The 18,708-nt window shown below is 45.7% G+C and carries 14 protein-coding genes, 2 tRNA genes and 3 rRNA genes; 2 read left to right on the top strand and 17 right to left on the bottom strand.

Annotated features, from left to right (window positions below; genetic code table 11):
• Nucleotides 1–184: 184 nt before the first annotated feature.
• Nucleotides 185–1,360 carry a hypothetical protein gene (locus ACLWBB_RS16620; RefSeq protein WP_413288683.1) on the bottom strand — a complete coding sequence of 392 codons (1,176 nt, stop codon included), beginning with the start codon at nt 1,358–1,360 and terminating at the stop codon, nt 185–187.
• Nucleotides 1,361–1,670: 310 nt separating this feature from the next.
• On the opposite strand from ACLWBB_RS16620, the gene ACLWBB_RS16625 reads away from it, so the two are divergent.
• Nucleotides 1,671–2,279: a hypothetical protein gene (locus tag ACLWBB_RS16625; RefSeq protein WP_413288684.1), complete on the top strand. Its 609-nt coding sequence runs from the start codon at nt 1,671–1,673 to the stop codon at nt 2,277–2,279.
• 40 nt (nt 2,280–2,319) lie between these two features.
• Here ACLWBB_RS16625 and rrf read toward each other — a convergent pair.
• From rrf to ACLWBB_RS16655, 6 genes are all read right to left on the bottom strand, one after another.
• Nucleotides 2,320–2,436 (bottom strand): 5S ribosomal RNA (gene rrf, locus ACLWBB_RS16630).
• Between the two features lie 102 nt (nt 2,437–2,538).
• A 23S ribosomal RNA gene (locus ACLWBB_RS16635) occupies nt 2,539–5,477 on the bottom strand.
• Between the two features lie 87 nt (nt 5,478–5,564).
• Nucleotides 5,565–5,641 (bottom strand) — tRNA-Ile (locus tag ACLWBB_RS16640).
• Between the two features lie 117 nt (nt 5,642–5,758).
• Nucleotides 5,759–7,272, bottom strand: a 16S ribosomal RNA gene (locus ACLWBB_RS16645).
• Together the 16S, 23S and 5S rRNA genes with 2 tRNA genes alongside form the textbook arrangement of a ribosomal RNA operon.
• Before the next feature lie 288 nt (nt 7,273–7,560).
• Nucleotides 7,561–7,636, bottom strand: a tRNA-Ala gene (locus ACLWBB_RS16650).
• A 164-nt stretch (nt 7,637–7,800) separates the two neighbouring features.
• Nucleotides 7,801–8,319, bottom strand: coding sequence for a hypothetical protein (locus ACLWBB_RS16655; RefSeq protein ID WP_413288685.1), 519 nt, complete (start codon nt 8,317–8,319; stop codon nt 7,801–7,803).
• A 191-nt stretch (nt 8,320–8,510) separates the two neighbouring features.
• On the opposite strand from ACLWBB_RS16655, the gene ACLWBB_RS16660 reads away from it, so the two are divergent.
• Nucleotides 8,511–8,816, top strand: a complete 306-nt coding sequence (locus tag ACLWBB_RS16660) for a cupin domain-containing protein (RefSeq protein ID WP_413288686.1) — start codon at nt 8,511–8,513, stop codon at nt 8,814–8,816.
• Nucleotides 8,817–8,923: 107 nt separating this feature from the next.
• On the opposite strand, the gene ACLWBB_RS16665 is transcribed toward ACLWBB_RS16660, so the two are convergent.
• The 10 genes from ACLWBB_RS16665 to ACLWBB_RS16710 all read right to left on the bottom strand — a co-directional run bounded on the left by ACLWBB_RS16665 (nt 8,924) and on the right by ACLWBB_RS16710 (nt 18,681).
• A complete protein-coding gene (locus ACLWBB_RS16665) occupies nt 8,924–10,366 on the bottom strand; it encodes a replication-associated recombination protein A (protein WP_413288687.1) in 1,443 nt (480 codons plus the stop codon).
• A 22-nt stretch (nt 10,367–10,388) separates the two neighbouring features.
• Nucleotides 10,389–10,970 (bottom strand): hypothetical protein, encoded by a 582-nt coding sequence (locus ACLWBB_RS16670; RefSeq protein ID WP_413288688.1) that lies wholly within the window; start codon nt 10,968–10,970, stop codon nt 10,389–10,391.
• A 3-nt stretch (nt 10,971–10,973) separates the two neighbouring features.
• A complete protein-coding gene (locus tag ACLWBB_RS16675) occupies nt 10,974–13,220 on the bottom strand; it encodes a type IV pilus secretin PilQ (RefSeq protein ID WP_413288689.1) in 2,247 nt (748 codons plus the stop codon).
• A gap of 24 nt (nt 13,221–13,244) precedes the next feature.
• Nucleotides 13,245–14,030: a pilus assembly protein PilP gene (locus tag ACLWBB_RS16680; RefSeq protein ID WP_413288690.1), complete on the bottom strand. Its 786-nt coding sequence runs from the start codon at nt 14,028–14,030 to the stop codon at nt 13,245–13,247.
• Nucleotides 14,027–14,626 (bottom strand): type 4a pilus biogenesis protein PilO, encoded by a 600-nt coding sequence (locus ACLWBB_RS16685; RefSeq protein ID WP_413288691.1) that lies wholly within the window; start codon nt 14,624–14,626, stop codon nt 14,027–14,029. Before ACLWBB_RS16685 ends, ACLWBB_RS16680 begins: the two co-directional genes overlap by 4 nt.
• Nucleotides 14,623–15,240: a PilN domain-containing protein gene (locus ACLWBB_RS16690; protein ID WP_413288692.1), complete on the bottom strand. Its 618-nt coding sequence runs from the start codon at nt 15,238–15,240 to the stop codon at nt 14,623–14,625. The genes ACLWBB_RS16685 and ACLWBB_RS16690 overlap by 4 nt, the downstream gene beginning before the upstream one ends.
• Nucleotides 15,237–16,295 (bottom strand): type IV pilus assembly protein PilM, encoded by a 1,059-nt coding sequence (gene pilM / locus ACLWBB_RS16695; RefSeq protein ID WP_413288693.1) that lies wholly within the window; start codon nt 16,293–16,295, stop codon nt 15,237–15,239. The genes ACLWBB_RS16690 and pilM overlap by 4 nt, the downstream gene beginning before the upstream one ends.
• Before the next feature lie 103 nt (nt 16,296–16,398).
• On the bottom strand, nt 16,399–17,190 hold the full coding sequence (locus tag ACLWBB_RS16700; RefSeq protein ID WP_413288694.1) for a prepilin peptidase: 792 nt from the start codon (nt 17,188–17,190) through the stop codon (nt 16,399–16,401).
• The gene (locus tag ACLWBB_RS16705; protein WP_413288695.1) at nt 17,183–17,944 is read right to left on the bottom strand and encodes an ABC transporter permease; all 762 of its coding nucleotides are present in this window, start codon (nt 17,942–17,944) and stop codon (nt 17,183–17,185) included. The genes ACLWBB_RS16700 and ACLWBB_RS16705 overlap by 8 nt, the downstream gene beginning before the upstream one ends.
• Nucleotides 17,941–18,681 carry an ABC transporter ATP-binding protein gene (locus ACLWBB_RS16710; protein ID WP_413288696.1) on the bottom strand — a complete coding sequence of 247 codons (741 nt, stop codon included), beginning with the start codon at nt 18,679–18,681 and terminating at the stop codon, nt 17,941–17,943. Before ACLWBB_RS16710 ends, ACLWBB_RS16705 begins: the two co-directional genes overlap by 4 nt.
• Between the last annotated feature and the right edge of the window lie 27 nt (nt 18,682–18,708).

The raw sequence follows: 18,708 nt of genomic DNA on the forward strand, positions 1-18,708 counted from the left end.
TCAATCAATCAAACTGAAACTGAAACTGAAACTGAAACTGAAACTGAAACTGAAACGTCCTCCCTCCAAAAGGTTAGACTCTCAATCGAAAAGATACATTTTATCGATGGTATCCCCACAAACAAAAAAACCCGGATTTTCGATCCGGGTTTCTATATTTAGTATTTAATCGGGGCTTAAAATCTTAGAGAGATTTACAAGAGTATTTCACTTTACCAACAGTACCCGCAGGCAATTGAGCGCTGAACTTCAACTCACTACCTGAAACAGAGTATGTGATACCTGGAGCAGAAATAGTGACCTGTAAATTTGAAGGATTGCTACAAGCCAAAGGAACACTGTTTTTGCGATCCAAAATGTTAGTACTAATTTCACCAAGCTTCGAAGTGTAATCACTAGAGCAAATATCTCCGACTACTCCGCGGGTCATATCAGAGGCCTGCTTGTAAATAAGTCCATAAGAACCACTTACAGTTCCAAGTCCATTAACAACAAGCTGGTTGCCTTGAGTACGCTTACAGTTTTCATCCAACACGATCATTGAGTGAATGCTAACAAGCTTTCCTCCACCATAAGCAGCACGTGACGCGCTTACTAAAGCTTGAGGTTGATCTAGCGCCTCAAGATCAAAACCTGGATATGTTCCTGGGTTTTGTTGGTTGTACCAGTACAATTGGGATCTTTCGTCCTCATCTGCAAGTACGATAATAGCTAAGTGAGCATCTTTACGAATGAAGCTATTTGGATTGTTTCTTACAACCATATTTGCCGCATAGATTCCGCGTTCATCCCCAGATGGGCAATTTGCGGAATAAGCTGCATCATAACCAGCTTTGCCATAGTTATTTTTGATAAATAGTTCACAAGAAGCAGTTTCTGGGCGCTGAAGAGTTTGCTTAAACCAAGTATCTTTCTGCTGCAAAGTTCCAGAAGCTTTTGTAAGAAAGTACTCACCATTCGGGAATTTAATCAAACGCCCATCTTGAAGGGCTCCACTTTGATTGATAGCGCGTGCAGGATTGCCACTATTTGAAATATCTGTAGTTGTAATGGCAATTCTATAGTCTGCTTTTTGATCTTCAAGCTTCTGAACAAATCCACTTAAGCGCGCAGCCAATTGAGTTTGCTCAAAAGACATTGAAGCAGAGTTGTCATTGACGATTAAAACGTCGACAAGCCCTTCACGTATAGAAATAGGATCTTCAAAATGATCCCAACCATCTAACGTAATACAGTTTTTGCCTGAGTTCTGGCATCTGTTAAGCTCTTCATCCTTGGTGAAATTAACAGGTGAGCACCCGACATATATACAGACGAGCGCTGGAACAGCTAGAAATTTGAGAGCTCCACTGATGTTCATTATGACACCTCACCTCATCAGGAAACATCCAAGCTCAGTGCCAGAACTAGCCAAATCACATAAAGTATTGAAATAACTTAATAATCTATCAAATTTCTAATCAAGAATGAGGACCCCAACATGGCCAAGCAATGGACAGCAAGGCCGCAAATTCAAAAAAACACCCGGTATATCAATGAGTTACAGGGATCCCGAAGTGGGGCTAGAAAGAAACAATTTTTGTTACTTCTTATGAAGTAAATTCAAGTCCCGAAGTCCTGAAATTCACCCAGCGATTGTCGTTCCCAAAAAAAGTAGGTGAGATCAAAAGATGGAAACAAAAATCATCGGATTGATTCTTCTGATCTGCGCAGCACTGATTTTTCAGTACAGTTATGACGATGTAGTAGAAAACCATTTTTCTCCGGCAGTTAAACTTAAAAAAACCATAGAAAAAGACATCACAAAGTCACTCGATGCTCAGGCCCCAAAAAGCAAGGGTGATATTCATCACGTAAAATTCAGTTTCCGATCTACAGAAGCCCAAGAGTTTTTAAAAAAGCATCCACCAAAATTCCAGACTAATAAAAATGGAAATGTTTGGCTTGAAGTTGAGGTGCTAGATTTATCAGATGAAGAAAATCCGGGCTTTATTACTCAAACCAGCGTTTTTGATTTGAGAACAAAAAACAAAATCGCCGAGTTCGGCGAGACTTACTATATGAAGGATTTTGATAGTGGAACTAAGGTCATTATTAAATCTTCGCCAGCAAAACCCAAAGAGGCTTCTAAGATAGATCAAAATCAAACTTCTGAAAAACAACAGCCAGAAAACACCAAAGATAAAGATTCAAAATCAGAAGGATCTAACAATCCGAAAGCTATAAATATAGAAACTGATGAGTCTAAAAAAGAAGAAACAAAAAAGGTCGTAAAATGAAAAAAGCCGATTGGTTTCCCAATCGGCTTACATAAAAAAGAGCCGGCATCGTGCTACTCTCCCACACGGTTGCCCGTGCAATACCATTGCCGCAAGAGGACTTAACTTCTGAGTTCGGAATGGGATCAGGTGTGGCCCCTCTGCTATAGACGCCAGCAAAACATATTCAATTTTAGTAATTCTAAGATTCTTGAATGATTGATTTAATTGATTTTAGCGAACAGGTTAATTACCACATTAATAATATTAAAAAAATTAATAAAAAAAGCCTCACGACCTATTAGTACGGATCAGCTGAATACATTACTGTATGTACACTCTCCGCCTATCAACCTCGTAGTCTCCGAGGAGTCTTTAGGGGCCCGAAGGCCCAGTGAGATCTAATCTCGCAGTTAGCTTCCCGCTTAGATGCTTTCAGCGGTTATCTATTCCGAACATAGCTACCCTGCATTGCTCTTGGCAGAACAACAGGAACACCAGAGGTTCGTCCATCCCGGTCCTCTCGTACTAAGGACAGGTCTGCTCAAATCTCATACGCCCACAGAAGATAAGGACCAAACTGTCTCACGACGTTCTGAACCCAGCTCGCGTACCACTTTAATTAGCGAACAGCTAAACCCTTGGGACCTGCTCCAGCCCCAGGATGTGATGAGCCGACATCGAGGTGCCAAACTCCATCGTCGATATGGACTCTTGGATGGAATAAGCCTGTTATCCCCGGAGTACCTTTTATCCGTTGAGCGATGGCCCTTCCACGCGGGACCACCGGATCACTTTGGCCTGCTTTCGCACCTGCTCGACTTGTAGGTCTCGCAGTCAAGCCCCCTTATGCCAATGCACTCGACGCCTGGTTTCCAATCAGGCTGAGGGGACCATCGCGCGCCTCCGTTACTTTTTGGGAGGCGACCGCCCCAGTCAAACTGCCCACCAGACAGTGTCCTTCGCCCTGATAATGGGCGCAAGTTAGATTTCAAAGTTTCCAAGGGTGGTATTTCAAGGTTGCCTCCACCGGATCTAGCGACCCGGCTTCAAAGGCTCCCACCTATCCTACACATGCAAACTCTAAAATCACTGCCAAGCTACAGTAAAGGTTCACGGGGTCTTTCCGTCTTTCTGCGGGTACTCGGCATTTTCACCGAGAATTCAATTTCGCGAGGCATTTGGTTGAGACACCGGAGAAGTCGTTACGCCATTCGTGCAGGTCGGAACTTACCCGACAAGGAATTTCGCTACCTTAGGACCGTTATAGTTACGGCCGCCGTTTACTGGGGCTTCAATTCTCAGCTTCGCTTACGCTAACTAATCCTTTTAACCTTCCAGCACCGGGCAGGCGTCAGCATGTATACTTCGTCTTGTGACTTTGCACATGCCTGTGTTTTTGATAAACAGTCGCTACTCCCATTTCTCTGCGACCCACAAAAGCTTGGGGAGCAAGTCCTTACACTCTCGTGGGCACACCTTTTCCCGAAGTTACGGTGTTAAGTTGCCGAGTTCCTTAACCAAAATTCACCCCATCGCCTTAGGATATTCACCCCACTCACCTGAGTCGGTTTACGGTACGGGCGATCTCTTAAACTATCGAAACTTTTCTTGAAAACATGGCTTTTCTCGCTTCCGGGACAAAGTCCCTCGCATTCACGCCTCAGTGTTACGTGCCGCGGATTTACCTACGACACCACCTACACGCTTACACCTCAATCCAATAAGAGGCCGAGATAGCCTATTCTGTCATTCCTATAGCAATCCGAGATCGGTAACGGAATATTAACCGTTTTGCCATCGACTACGCCATTTGGCCTCGTCTTAGGACCCGACTAACCCTGGGAGGATTATCCTTGCCCAGGAATCCTTGAGTTTTCGGCGCCCGGGTTTTTCACCCGAGTTCAACGCTACTTATGTCAGCATGATCACTTCTAGTTCGTCCAGCTGTCCTACCGGTCAACCTTCATCCTATGCTAGAACGCTCCCCTACCACTAAAATATAAAATATCTTAATCCAAAGCTTCGGTACTACACTTAGCCCCGTTGTATCTTCCGCGCAGAGTCACTAGACTAGTGAGCTATTACGCTTTCTTTAAAGGATTGCTGCTTCTAAGCCAACCTCCTAGTTGTCAAAGTAACTCCACAACGTTCTCCACTTAGTGTAGATTTTGGGACCTTAGCTGTTGGTCTGGGCTCTTTCCCTCTCGACGCTGGACCTTATCACCCAGCGTCTGCCTTCCAGGGTACATATCAACGGCATTCGGAGTTTATTTGGGTTTGGTAATCTGGTAAAGACCCCTAGCCCATTCAGTGCTCTACCTCCGTGATACAATTTACCTGAAGCTATACCTAAATATATTTCGGGGAGAACCAGCTATCACCCAGTTTGATTGGCCTTTCACCCCTAATCACAGATCATCCAAAGAGTTTTCAACCTCAACTAGTTCGGTCCTCCACGAGGTGTTACCCTCGCTTCAACCTGTCCATGATTAGATCACCGGGTTTCGGGTCTATCCCTGCAAACTAAACGCCCTATTCAGACTCGCTTTCGCTACGGCTCCACCTGTAACGGCTTAACCTTGCTTGCAAAGATAACTCGCTGACTCATTATGCAAAAGGTACGCGGTCGCTCATATAAAGAGCTTCCACTGCTTGTAGACTTACGGTTTCAGGTTCTATTTCACTCCCCTCTCGGGGTTCTTTTCACCTTTCCCTCACGGTACTTGTCCTCTATCGGTCACTAAGGAATATTTAGCCTTGGAGGGTGGTCCCCCCAGATTCCCACAGGATTTCACGTGTCCTGTGGTACTCGGGATACCGCTAGCGCTCTTGAGTTTTTTGGATACAGGGCTATCACCTTATCTAGCCAGTCTTTCCAGACTGTTCTCCTAAACTCTTAAGTCGCACGTCGCGGTCCCACAACCCCCTGTTCAAATAAATGAACAAGGTTTGGGCTGTTTCCCGTTCGCTCGCCACTACTAGGGAAATCTCGTATTTGATTTATTTTCCTGAGGGTACTGAGATGTTTCACTTCCCCTCGTTCGCTTTTTCTACCTATGTATTCAGTAGAAGATACCAATAATTGGTGAGTTGCCTCATTCGGAAATCTCCGGATCAAAGTGTGTGTGCCACTCCCCGAAGCTTATCGCAGCTTACCACGTCCTTCATCGCTTCTTAGTGCCAAGGCATCCACCGTAAGCCCTTTGTAGCTTTAAAATGGTAATTAACCTCGCTAAAATCAATTAAATCAATCTATTCAATTGTCAAAGAACTAAAAACTAAAACATTCGAGCGGCTTCAAATTGGTGGGCCTGAGAAGACTTGAACTTCTGACCCCACGCTTATCAAGCGTGTGCTCTAACCAACTGAGCTACAGGCCCTTAAAGCCTTCACTCTTTCAAAACTAAATAGCTAGAAAAAATTTTTGGGACTCACTCGCGATCCGAAGATCCGAGTTGACCTAAGATGTCTCAACCGAAGTTGAGAAAAATCCTTAGAAAGGAGGTGATCCAGCCGCAGGTTCCCCTACGGCTACCTTGTTACGACTTCACCCCAATCATCGACCATACCTTGGGCGCCTGCCTCCTTGCGGTTAGCGCAGCGACTTCTGGTACAGCCGACTTTCATGGTGTGACGGGCGGTGTGTACAAGGCCCGGGAACGTATTCACCGCGGCGTTCTGATCCGCGATTACTAGCGATTCCACCTTCATGGGGGCGAGTTGCAGCCCCCAATCTGAACTTAGATAACTTTTGTAGGATTAGCACCACTTTGCAGTTTAGCATCCGTCTGTAGTTACCATTGTAGCACGTGTGTAGCCCTAGGCATAAGGGCCATGAGGACTTGACGTCATCCCCACCTTCCTCCGGTTTAACACCGGCAGTCCATCTAGAGTGCCCAACTGAATGCTGGCAACTAAATGCAGGGGTTGCGCTCGTTGCGGGACTTAACCCAACATCTCACGACACGAGCTGACGACAGCCATGCAGCACCTGTGTACCGACCCTTGCGGGCGACGACATTTCTGCCAGTCTTCCAGTACATGTCAAGCCTAGGTAAGGTTCTTCGCGTTGCATCGAATTAAACCACATGCTCCACCGCTTGTGCGGGCCCCCGTCAATTTCTTTGAGTTTTAATCTTGCGACCGTACTCCCCAGGCGGGATACTTAACGCGTTAGCTTCGTCACTGAAGGGGTCAATACCTCCAACAACAAGTATCCATCGTTTACGGCGTGGACTACCAGGGTATCTAATCCTGTTTGATCCCCACGCTTTCGGGTCTGAGTGTCAGTGTTAGGCCAGTTACCCGCCTTCGCCACCGGTATTCCTCTTGATATCTACGTATTTCACCACTACACCAAGAATTCTAGTAACCTCTCCTACACTCAAGCTTCGCAGTATCAAATGCACTTCCAGGGTTGAGCCCTGGGCTTTCACACCTGACTTACAAAGCCACCTACACCCGCTTTACGCCCAATAATTCCGAACAACGCTAGGATCCCTCGTCTTACCGCGGCTGCTGGCACGAAGTTAGCCGATCCTTTCTTACAGGGTACATTCATTGTGTTATTCCCCTGCGACAGAGCTTTACGACCCGAAGGCCTTCATCACTCACGCGGCGTCGCTGCATCAGAGTTGCCTCCATTGTGCAATATTCCCTACTGCTGCCTCCCGTAGGAGTCTGGACCGTGTCTCAGTTCCAGTGTGACTGATCATCCTCTCAGACCAGTTAGAGATCGTTGCCTTGGTGAGCCATTACCTCACCAACTAGCTAATCTCACGCGGACTCATCTTCAAGCGAAAAACCTTTAACCCCTAGATCCTCGGATCCTGTGGTCTTATGCGGTATTAGCTAATCTTTCGACTAGTTATCCCCCACTCGAAGGCAGATTATCCACGCATTACTCACCCGTGCGCCACTAGTACTCATATTGCTACTTTCCCCGTTCGACTTGCATGTATTAGGCACGCCGCCAGCGTTTGTTCTGAGCCAGAATCAAACTCTCCAGTTATAATTCTGTATCATCCAAACAGCTAGCATTTACGCTATTGTTTGTTCGAATATTATATATTTTGAAATTGTGAACTAACATTACTGTTAATTCAAAGAGCCCAAAAATTTTTCTATCTAGCTATTCAGTTTTCAAAGAGCGAAATCTCTTAACAATTTTCTTTTTCATCGTTGCGAGAGGTAACTGTTTTAGTTGCTTACCTTTCGTCCGTCAACATCTTTTTTTCTTTTTTTTCGATTTTTTTTCATCGAAAAACTTTACTTCAAAAACGTCTACTTTGAACATGCTTGGTGGAGGCAACAGGGATCGAACCTGCGACCTTCTGAATGCAAATCAGATGCTCTCCCAGCTGAGCTATGCCCCCGTTCAAAGTTCGGCTGTTTTCCTTCATTCGGTGCCAAAGGTCAATAGCAATTTTCAAATTATTTTCGAGCAGAAATTGTGCCTAAAATAGATACAAAAAAACCTGCCGAGTTTCTGGGCAGGTGTTTTGCGTAACTTATTGAAATTACTTTATTTTATTTTTGATTAAGCACAGGCTCTAGATTTTGATGCGATAAGTCTATTCAGCCACTTTCTTTCAAAAGAGAGATCAAAGCCCACTTGTTCTCCACCAGAAAGGATAGAGAAATATACCTTTTTAAGGATTTCAACCTCGGTATCGGCGCCTGACTCGGCCCCCATAGATTCTTCTATAGCTTCAAAGACGCTTAAAAGATCTGGAGTTGTGACTACTTTAGGAATTCGCGAAATATCCAAGCCAATAGTCTCGACGGGTTTAAAACCAATAAGTGTATCTGTGAACAGAACCTTATGGCCGCCCTTCATATTCAATTGAATGAAAGGCTTTCCGTCTGCATCTGTGCGATGGAGGATTTCCGATATATCGTGAGCGAAAAAGCTAAAAACTTTTCCGTCGAGATCTTGATAGATTTGAATCCTGCCACTCTCTCCGAGCTTCGCTTTCAGCCCGCGAGACGAATCGACGTAATTCAGGATGCTGTCCAGATCTGTGATGGTCGATTTATGTTTATTGGAGCTACTCAAATCACCCTCCTCGAATAGCACTCTCTCTCTACATTCACACACTCTATCGTCGATCGTTTTGTTGGACTTTATGTTTTTCTTCGGGTTTCACGTGAATCCGGTCTTGTATCGGGGACGGCGTCTCAAAGCTGAACGCAGAGAGCCTTGTTAGAAGTGTCTACTTTTGAGATAACTAAGGGATTGGAGAACCTATGTTAATCACACGCTGGCAAGCACCTCTTACACCGAATAAATCCCAGGCCTCTATGATTCTAGAGTCCGAAGGGCTTGAGCCTTATGAAGAACTTTATGAACCTCAAATGAAGGTTCACGAACATCGCCACCCTTTTGCAGAAGTGCGTGTGATTGTTGAGGGCGAATTGCTTTTCAATATCTCAGGAAATCAGTTCCTACTTCGTCCAGGTGATCGCGTTGAGGTTCCTGCTAACACTAAACACTCTCATATGGCTCAAGGATCTGGCCGCTGTATTTGCGTCTGCGCTCAACGAGCCATCTAAAGCCCCTGAATATTGAATTCTTAATAAAAAAAGGCCGGAAAACCCGGCCTTTTTCTTTTTATATGATTTTTTCTTCTTAAAGATTTCTCAGAATCGAGATCTTAGACCTAAGCGTGTCCCCGTCCGCCTTTAACCCAGTTTAAATACTCTTTCAGAGACTTCTCAAAGCCGCGCGTAGAGGGCTCGTAAAAAACACGGTCTTTCAAAGCATCTGGCAGATAGCTTTGCTCTACCCAGGCGTTTTCGAAGTTGTGTGGATATTTATAATCTCTGCCGTACCCAAGCTCTTTAGATAAGACTGTCTTTGAAGAGCGCAGATGTAATGGAACCGGCAGGGTCTTTGTTTCTTGCACACACTCTTTGGCATCATTCAGTGCCATGTAGGCGCGATTCGATTTTGGGCAAGAAGCCATATAGGTTGTCACTTGAGACAAAGTAATGGCCGCTTCCGGCAAACCAATAGCTTCGACGGCCTGAAGGCCTGCGACTGCCATCGATAATGCTCGTGGATCTGCATTACCCACATCTTCAGAGGCTAAAATAATCAAGCGACGAGCGATAAATACAGGGTCTTCCCCGCCCTCTAGCATTCTTGCTAGGTAATAAACCGCTGCGTTTGGATCACTGCCCCGCACGCTCTTGATAAAAGCAGAAATGACGTCGTAGTGCATTTCAGAGGACTTGTCGTAGCCCAAAGGGCTCATCTGCAAAAGCTCACGCAGAGACTCTAGATCCAACGGAAAGCTAGCTTCCGCCACTTGAGATTCAGGATTCTTTTCGAATCGGTAGTAATCGAAGATGATCTCTAGAGAGTTAATCAGACGACGAGCATCTCCGTCTGAAAGCTCTAACAGGTTTTTAAGAGCTTCCGGCTTTAAGATCAGTTCACAATTAACATCATAGAAGCGGCAGACCTTATCTAAGATGATTTTCAATTGCTCTGACGTCAGGCGCTCAAAGACCACAACCCGACTTCGACTGAGAAGGGCCTTATTGAGCTCGTAACTCGGGTTTTCCGTCGTTGCACCAATGAGGACGACGTCTCCCTTCTCAACGAAGGGTAAAAGCACGTCCTGTTGTCCTTTATTGAAACGATGGATTTCATCCACGAATAGCAAAGTCTTTTGATTGAACTGCAAACGGCGATCACGGCCAGCTTCTCCGACCTCTCTAAGAACTTTGGCTCCAGAATCTACAGCATTGAGATTTACGAAATGAGCTTGAATATGCTGGGCCAAGGCGAGCGCAAAAGTTGTCTTACCCGTACCTGGCGGCCCCCATATAATAAGGCTGGGCACCATGCCCTTACGAAGCATCTGCCCTAGCTTCGAGCGCGGCCCAATGGTTTTCTCCTGCCCAATGATTTCATCGAGGTTCTTAGGTCGAAGAACTTCGGAAAGAGGCGCTGATGTTTGTGATTGAGATGCAGAAAAAAGATCCATACGGCCGACAGAAATAGTCCAGCAAGGCAGGCTTGGCAATGGAAAGGTCGGGGCGTCTAAAAACGAAATAATAAAGCCGGCGTTAAGAGCCGGCTTAGATTTTTCCATAAATGTCAGTGTGCACGTCTACCTATTCAAAGTTCACTTTGACGGTGGAAGTGGCTTTAATCGGTTTTTCATCCCCAGTAGGGCTTCGCTCAAAACCAATCACTGTCATTTTACCGCTCGCTGTGAATGGCTGGTCTTCATTGGCAACACTGACCTCACCACAAACAATATTACATGCGGGAGAAGTTAGAGTTGTCGGACTACTTGCGCTAGAAGCTGGCCCCAAAGTTCCGTCCCAATCCGTGTTTGTAACGGGGTTGTAGAAGATGGCCAAAAGCTCATCACCCGCGATAGTACAAGTATAATCGAGATTCGCGCCTTTAAATTCAATTTTTAGCGCAACAATGTATGCGGTATTTGCGGTATTTTCCCAGCTCAATGTTGGAGTATTATACTTGAAACTTCGCTCACTAATATCAGATGTAGCCGCAGTGGTCGAATCCAAATCTACGGCTCTTTTGTTCACACAAGATTGGGCTGGAGCAGGAATGATATAAGAAGTTTCACCAACAACAGAGACGCTTAGCTGACTGTCGTCCTTTTTGCTACAGCTTAAGATGGCAAGACCTAGAAAAATGCTGAAGACTATTTTCATCATTTTCATAAGTTATTCTCCTGAGTGTTGAGTACTGCTCTCTGCCTGCGCCAAAATACGCGGAGTTAGGAATATCAACAGTTCCGAGCGTTGTTTGTCAATACTAGTTCCTTTGAATAAATGCCCCAAAACTGGGATATCCTTCAACCAAGGAACTCCTGTAATACCTTCTGTAACATCCGAACGGTAGATACCGCCGATCACCGCTGTCTGACCGTTCTTCACGATCACACGAGTGTTAGCTTCACGACTATTCACCGAGAAGGTATCATCCGTTGTGCTCACCGCGGCCCCTTTAATCTGACGATTGACCAATACCTTCATTATAACAGTACCTTCGCCAGTTACCTGAGGAGTTACCTCTAGTTTGAGGGTGAGTGGCTTAAATTGATACGTTACGATCGGCTGGCCATTTGGTTGCGGCGTCAATGTCTTAACCGGCAACTCGTTCGTTTGGCTAATATCCGCTTTTTCATTGGAAAGAGTCACGATTCGAGGCGAAGACAGAACCTTTACTTTTTCCTCTTTCTCAAAGAGAGCCAAGCTTGCTGACAAATCCCCGAAGATATCCAAGACACCCACGTTGATACCGAAGCCCAAACCGCCCGGAGTATTCGCCGCCTGACCTACTGTCAAATTAGGACGAAGATTCACAGGGCCGTTAGCTCCGTTACCGATTTGTACGTCGGCACCATTGAAGCTCCATTGAACGCCCACGGTACGTTGGAAGCTGTCCAGGGCCTCGACGATTTTACCCTCAATTAACACTTGCGGAGGAGCTGCATCCAAACCTTGGATCAACTTCACTACACGATTCACACTGTCTTCGATATCCGTCACAACAATCGTGCTTGTACGAACGTCGCTGACCACTTTGCCTCTTTCTGTGAGGAAGTCTTTGATCTTTTTATCGAGTTCGTCCACTTTCGCATAAGAAATATTGAAAGCGCGCACTTTCAAAGGCTCGATATTCTTACGAGCCAATGCCAGTTTGGTTGCATCATCTTCTTCTTTTTTCAGGTCATCTAACGGAACGATACGAAGGACATTTCCTTGGCGGCTGTAGCCCAACTTACGGGCTTTCATAATCACAACCAATGCTTGGTCCCACGGAACCTGACGAAGCTTCAGGCTGATATTTCCTTTGACCTCGTCCGTGATAACCATATTCACGCCGCTTTCTTCAGTAATGAACTTCAAAGCGTCGCGAACATCGATATTGCTAGTTTCAATGGAGATTTTACGACCATAAAACTTAGTATTCCCAGATAGGAACTCTTCCAATGACTGACTTGCCAGGATCTTATTGCTGTTTAGATCCACATTGACTTCAGTGTCACCACGGCTCATCGAAGTATCATTCGCGTTGTCACCATCTTCTTCTACATGTGTAGCAGCGGTTGTCGCCATTGCCTCGCCAGTTGCAGAAGTCACGATCAAAAGAGAATTGCCCTCTTGTTGCACGACAGGTTCACCGTAACCATCACGCATTTGCACGACGATACGAGATGTATTGGAGCCCGGGCTTTGATAAGCATCCACAGCACCAACAGCTCCTTTGATATCCTTAGTGTTCAAAGTACGCTTCAAACGTTTTGGCAACGTCGTATTCGGAATTTCAACAATATACTGTTTCAAATCCGCGTTCACTCGAGTCGTATACGTCACGGGTCCATTGGACTCCACGATGACGGTGCCGCCGCTATCATTGGCCTTATATTTCAAACCAGTGATCTCAACAGATTTTTCAACAGGAGTGCTCTCAACCATGGTTGGCTCTGGCGCGGGTTCATTATTAACCACAGGCGCTGGCGGCTCTTCAGGTGGAGGCGCAGACACAGTGTCATCGATAGCAGGAGGTGGTGGTTCCTCTTGCTGAGCAACCGCTGGCGGTGGCTCTTGTGGAGCTGGCTCCGCAGGAGCCTGTGGCTGCATCTCTTGCTTAGCTTGCTTGTCTAAATCGTCTTGAGCAAAATTCTGCTCATTAGAGCCACTCGCCTGATTAATCTCTTCTTCAAGAGCTAAATCTGGGTCCTGCTGCGAGCTAGAAGATTGCTGGCTTGGAGCCGACTCAGAACTGCTACCGCTTTCGTTGTCGAAATCGGCGAAATCGTCCTGTCCAGAGCTAGACTCCGAAGCACCATTATCTGAATAGGACTCGGTGGTGAGAGAATCGTCTTCCTCTGTCTGCTGGGATGCGCAGCTCAACAGAGACGACACCATAGCCCCTATGATCATCAGTCTAATGAATCCTTTCATTAGGTCCTCCTGATTTAGTCGAACTTACTTCTTAAGTTCGAGTATCTTTACTTCTTTAGTTTGCACGCCTTCCGTTTCAATCAATTCAACAACGAGGACTTCGCCCTCGCGAATCGCTGCAACGTGGCCGCTATTACGTCCAATTTTTGTATTCTTGCCAATCATAAACATCTTGCCATCTGGATCCTTGACCATCGCTTTTGGCTGACGGACTTCCCAGATAATGGCAACAACTGCAAAACGATCTAAATCCCATCTTTGCAAAGGATCCGACTCATCAATCACCTTCGCTGGCCCCGCCGTCACTTGCGGAGCTGGACGGTACGTACGATACGGTTTAAATGGATCTCTGCGTCCTGTGGGATCGTAAGTGTACTGCTCGTCGGAAGCAAATTGCGGAATCACCGGTGCACTACCCTCCATCGGCGGAGGCATTTGTGAAGGATCCGCGACTGGCATCGTCGGAGGCACCATTGGTGGAGCTCCGCTCGATGGAACTGCCGGAGGAGCCCCTTGTGGTGGAATCTCTTGAGGAGGAGACTGCGGTACCGCAGCAGCTCCGCCTTGCGCAGGTGGCTGACTCGGCGGCGGTGGAATTTGCCCATTTGGTGCAGGAGCATTTTGGGTCTCTTGCAAGAATTCCGGTGGTAAATCCCCAGGAGCTGGCGGTTCCATTTTTTGTGGCTGACCAGAGGCCTCTGGAGCTTGCGCATGCCCCGGAGTCATGAACTTTAAGCTCATGAAGAAGGCTCCCCACAACCCCAAAGAAGCAACTACAATGTATGTAATCACCCAACGTGTCGACTTCACGGTGTTTGTCCTTGTGGTTTATCCGTTTTTTCTGGCTCAGGCGCGAGTTTATAGCTCACGACCTGGCCCTCAAAACGCAGGGGTTTATTGGGGTCGTCCATTGGAGCCGCCAAAGAGAAATTGAGGACTCTCGTTAGACGTTCCAAGTTTGAAGTAAAATACACAAACTGCGCGATCTGCGCGTAAGTACCTTCCAGGCTGACATCTACCGGTAGCTCTTCAACCACCTCTTTTTTAGTCACATTTCCTGGTTTTTTCATTTTCACACTGACTCCGGCCATCTTGGCAACAGAGTCAATTCCACGAATCATATCTGAAGATTTCAATTCGGAAGGAAGCTTTTTAGCGATAAAGGCGTATTGCTCGCTGAGCTTTCCGACAGCGTCCTTCATACGAGCTTCTTCTTGCAAAGTGGCCTCAGTGTCCTTCTTTTTAGTTTCAGCCTCTTGAAGCTGGCCATTAAGAACCCCAATTTGCGTAGTCAATGCAGAGCCGTCGTCATACATGGCAAAATAGTAAGCTAGGCCCATAAAAAGACCAATTACCATAGCCTTGCCATTTGTCATCCCAGCTAACTTTTCAAAAAGCTGATTCATGGCCGGTTCTCCATTGTCTTATCCAGAACACAACTGATTTCGAACTTTTTCAGAGTCATGTTGTCTTGAATATGCTCGCTGGAACTGACCAAGACGACCTCTTGTAAAAAGACGCTCTTGGAAAGGGAATCCATAAATGTAGAAATATCTACGTCACTTGTAGAAAAGCCCGCCAATAAAATACGGCCTTCTTTAATATCAACGCGAGTAAACCATACTCTTTCAGGAATCACCTGTTGAAAAAGGTCGAGGACCTTTACTTCACGGAAGCGGTCCTTGGCGATTTTCTCAAGAGCGGCAATACGGGCCTGAATTTTCTTTTCATCTTCTTTGAACTTCTTAATTTCATTCACGGCATTTTCGGCCTGAGCATTGTATGTCTGGAGCTCCATCAATGCGTTTTGCTTTCTAGCCATTTCTGCCTGAATGGTCGGAATGTTCTGCTGTTCGTAGAAGAACAATGCCGCTGGTGCCATGAGAATAACTAAAAGCTTAGTCAGGCCCTCTCTTCGAGTCTGCTCGGAGACTTGCGTATCCCCGCCACCCTCGGCCGCCGCGGTCCCAGGCATGGCAGCTGACATATGTCTTGTCGTCGCCAGATTAATACGAATCATTGGCTATCCCCGGACTCGCGAATTCCGAGGCCTGTTGCGATAGCCGCAAAGTGGCTGATCTGATTCAAATAGTCTCTAGAGAACTTTTTAGGATTCGCCTTAATTTTTGCAAATGGATTGAAAGGTTCAAAAGGAATCCCAGTTACACGAGACACGTTTTCTATAAGACCAGTGGTGGCTGAACTTCCGCCGGTATAAAAACATCGAGTCAAGGTAAGACCATTTGTTGTAGCACTGAGGAAGTCCAAGCTATTGCGGACCTCTTCCGTTACCATTTCATTCGTCGAACTAATAATACTATGAACTTCCGCAGGAACTTCCCCGCGACGAGAAACCGCACTGAGCTTCAAAGCTTCAGCTTCTTGAGCAGAGATGCTCAAGCTTTTATGAATTTCATTAGTGTAACTTTGGCCACCCACCGGAATATCACGGCAGAACACTACGTCGCCATTGTAGATCACGACGAAATTTGTGATGGATGCACCGAAATTCAAGATGCCCACGACATCACGAGCGAAACGGCCGTAGTTGGCTTCAAAGCAGTTCGCCAAAGCAAATCCACTTACGTCCAAAACACTGCACTTCATGCCTGTAGACTCAACGACCGCAGTATATTGGAAAACCAGCTCGTTTTGAGCTGCAATCAATAGCAAATCGATAGTGTCATCCGTAGCGCTAGTGTTCAGAACATGGTGAGCAAGACTGATATTATTGATATCGAAAGGAATATACTGCTCGGCCTCGAAGCGGATTTGATCCTGGATCAGTTTTCGATCCATTTTAGGAATGGTGATTTTCTTAACGATAACCGCCGTTCCCCACATCCCCGTAGAGATATTTTTTCTTTTCGTTTGAATTTCACTGATCAAGCCTTGAACAGCGATTCCAACAGAAGTGATGTCTGAAATCTCACCGGCAGCGACTGCGTTTGGTGGCGTTGGCGCAAAACCAAATGATTGAAGAGTTGCTCCCCTTCTTGAAACATCTAATTCAGCAATTTTGATTGAACTCGTGCCAATGTCGAGTCCAAGTACTTTTTTCGACTTAAAAAACATGTTTATTCAGCCACCACTTTAGACACAGGTCTAAAAACACATTAGACGCAGGTCTAACTATTAAAATTATTTATGTTGGCAGCACGAATGTCAAAGAGTGGGTCTAGCTAAAGGCTGGGAGAAAGAGATTAAAATACCACAAGGCGATGGTCTGCCCCCCAAACATATAGAGAACTGCACCAAGGGCTAGATAAGGACCAAACGGAATCATGGTTTTTAAACCTTCTTTTTGTTTTCTAGCCATGGCCAACCCGACCACACTGCCAATAATTGCAGAGGCCATAATCACAAAAGGAACGGCCTTCCAACCTAAAACGGCCCCAATCCATGCCAGAAGCTTGATATCTCCTCCGCCCATGCCGTCTTGCTTGGTGAAAACATAATAAAGGTAGGCCATCGCCCACAAAAATCCGCCGCCAATGAAAACGCCAATGAGTGCGTCCATAAATTCACGTTGCGGATTCAACCAAGCCCCAATCAAACCAATGACAATCCCAGAAAGAGTGAATTCATCTGGCAAAATCATATGATCAAAATCGATAAAGGTGCAGCAAACGAGACCAAAAATGAAAATCAGCGCCTCTAAAAGATTCCAGCTCATTCCCAAATAGAAGTAAGCCAATGTGAAAAGACCCGCCATCAAAAGCTCAACACAGAAATATCGGAAAGAAAATTTAGCTCCACAATGACGGCATTTTCCCTTAAGGAGCAGCCACGAGACCATCGGAATATTGTCATACCAACGAACGGGCTTCTTACAGTTTTGGCAATGACTGCCAGGAAGAACGACACTTTCCCCCTTCGGCATTCGATAGATAATGACGTTGGCAAAACTGCCCAGACAAGCACCGAACAAAAAGAAAACGACGTAGAAAAATCCATCCAACTCAGACAATGTCTTTTCTCCTGAAAATGAGACACGCGAAAACAAATATGATTAAAGCCCAACCCAAAGAGTGAGCAACCATCCAAATCACATCCTGACCGTCTAAACCTAGCTCTAAGAAGTAATACGACTTCCAGTTAAAACGGAAAAGATTCGGCGTGATCCAAGTCACCACTTTCACGGCCTGAATAAAGAACATATCTTTGCTTTTTTCGGCAAAGAACTGCAAATCCGGAATCCACGCCCCTAGCATCAAAATCCCGAAGGACATCAATAGAGCCAAAACCGGACGCACGACGACACTAAAGAAAATCACCAGCGACAATGCAATCAAAGCCTCAAACCAGATCGAAAGTAAAATAGTAAACATATTCAGAATACTTGGATTTGCACCTAACAGAAGATAAAGAACAAACCCTAGCACAAACACCAACAAGGTGTTCAAAGTCAAAATACCAGAAACTTTTCCCATGATAAATTGATCTCGGGAAATAGGCCGAGCCAAAACCAATAAAAGAGTCTGTTTTTCAACTTCTTTCGAAATCAAGAAAGCCCCAGCAAAAAGCGCGATCCCTACAGAGGCCACTTCGATAGCCGTAAAGCCCAAATTTGCTAAAATTCTTTGCTGCTCGCTAAATGACAAGGCTCCCAACAAGATACTGATAGCAAAAAGTCCCGCGGCCATAAAAATCACAACAATAAATAATCTTTCACGGATCATTTCTTGGAGGGTCGTTTTAGCGATGACAAAAACCTTTTTCATGACTGACTCCCCCCTTGCTCTTTGGCAAAACGGAAGGCGTCTTCGAGACTCTTGTATTGCTTCATAAACGGAGTCAGATCTCCATCATAAATGATGGCGCCCTTGTTGATCACTACTAAGTGACTGCAAAGCTCTTCCATATCCTGCAATAAATGACTGCTAAAAAATAGACTGGTGCCACGCGTAGCTTCGTCACGGAGAATATCTTTAACCAAACCACGTCCATCGGGATCCAAGCCAGACATAGGTTCGTCCAGAATCAATAAATCCGGCTTATTCAAAATCGCCTGTGCGATACCCACTCTCTGCAGCATCCCTTTTGAATATTGGCGCAGCTTTTTATCGCGGGCATCGAACAAGTCGACTCGCTTTAAGGCTTCATGGGCGCGATCAATAAAATCTTTTTGAGAGTCCTGTACGAGATTCCAATGCAAACGCAGAAACTCCATACCGCTGAGAAACTCATAGAGGTAAGGACGTTCTGGAAGATAGCCAATTCTTTTTTTTGCGCTTAAATCCAAAGGCTTTCCAAAAAACAGAATCTCTCCTGAATCGGGACGCATAAAATCGAGCATACATTTGATGGAAGTTGTTTTGCCAGAGCCGTTACTACCGACAAACCCCGTGGTCTCTCCAGAGGGCAGAGCGAAACTGACGTCTTTAAGAACATGGCGGGGTTTTTCAAACAACCCGCCTGGGAAAGTTTTATTCAAATGCTTCACTTCTAGAATCATCATGAAGCTATTTTTAAACAGATCTTATAG

The organism is Bdellovibrio sp. HCB337 (genome assembly GCF_047302465.1).
Taxonomy (GTDB): Bacteria; Bdellovibrionota; Bdellovibrionia; order Bdellovibrionales; family Bdellovibrionaceae; genus JACMRP01.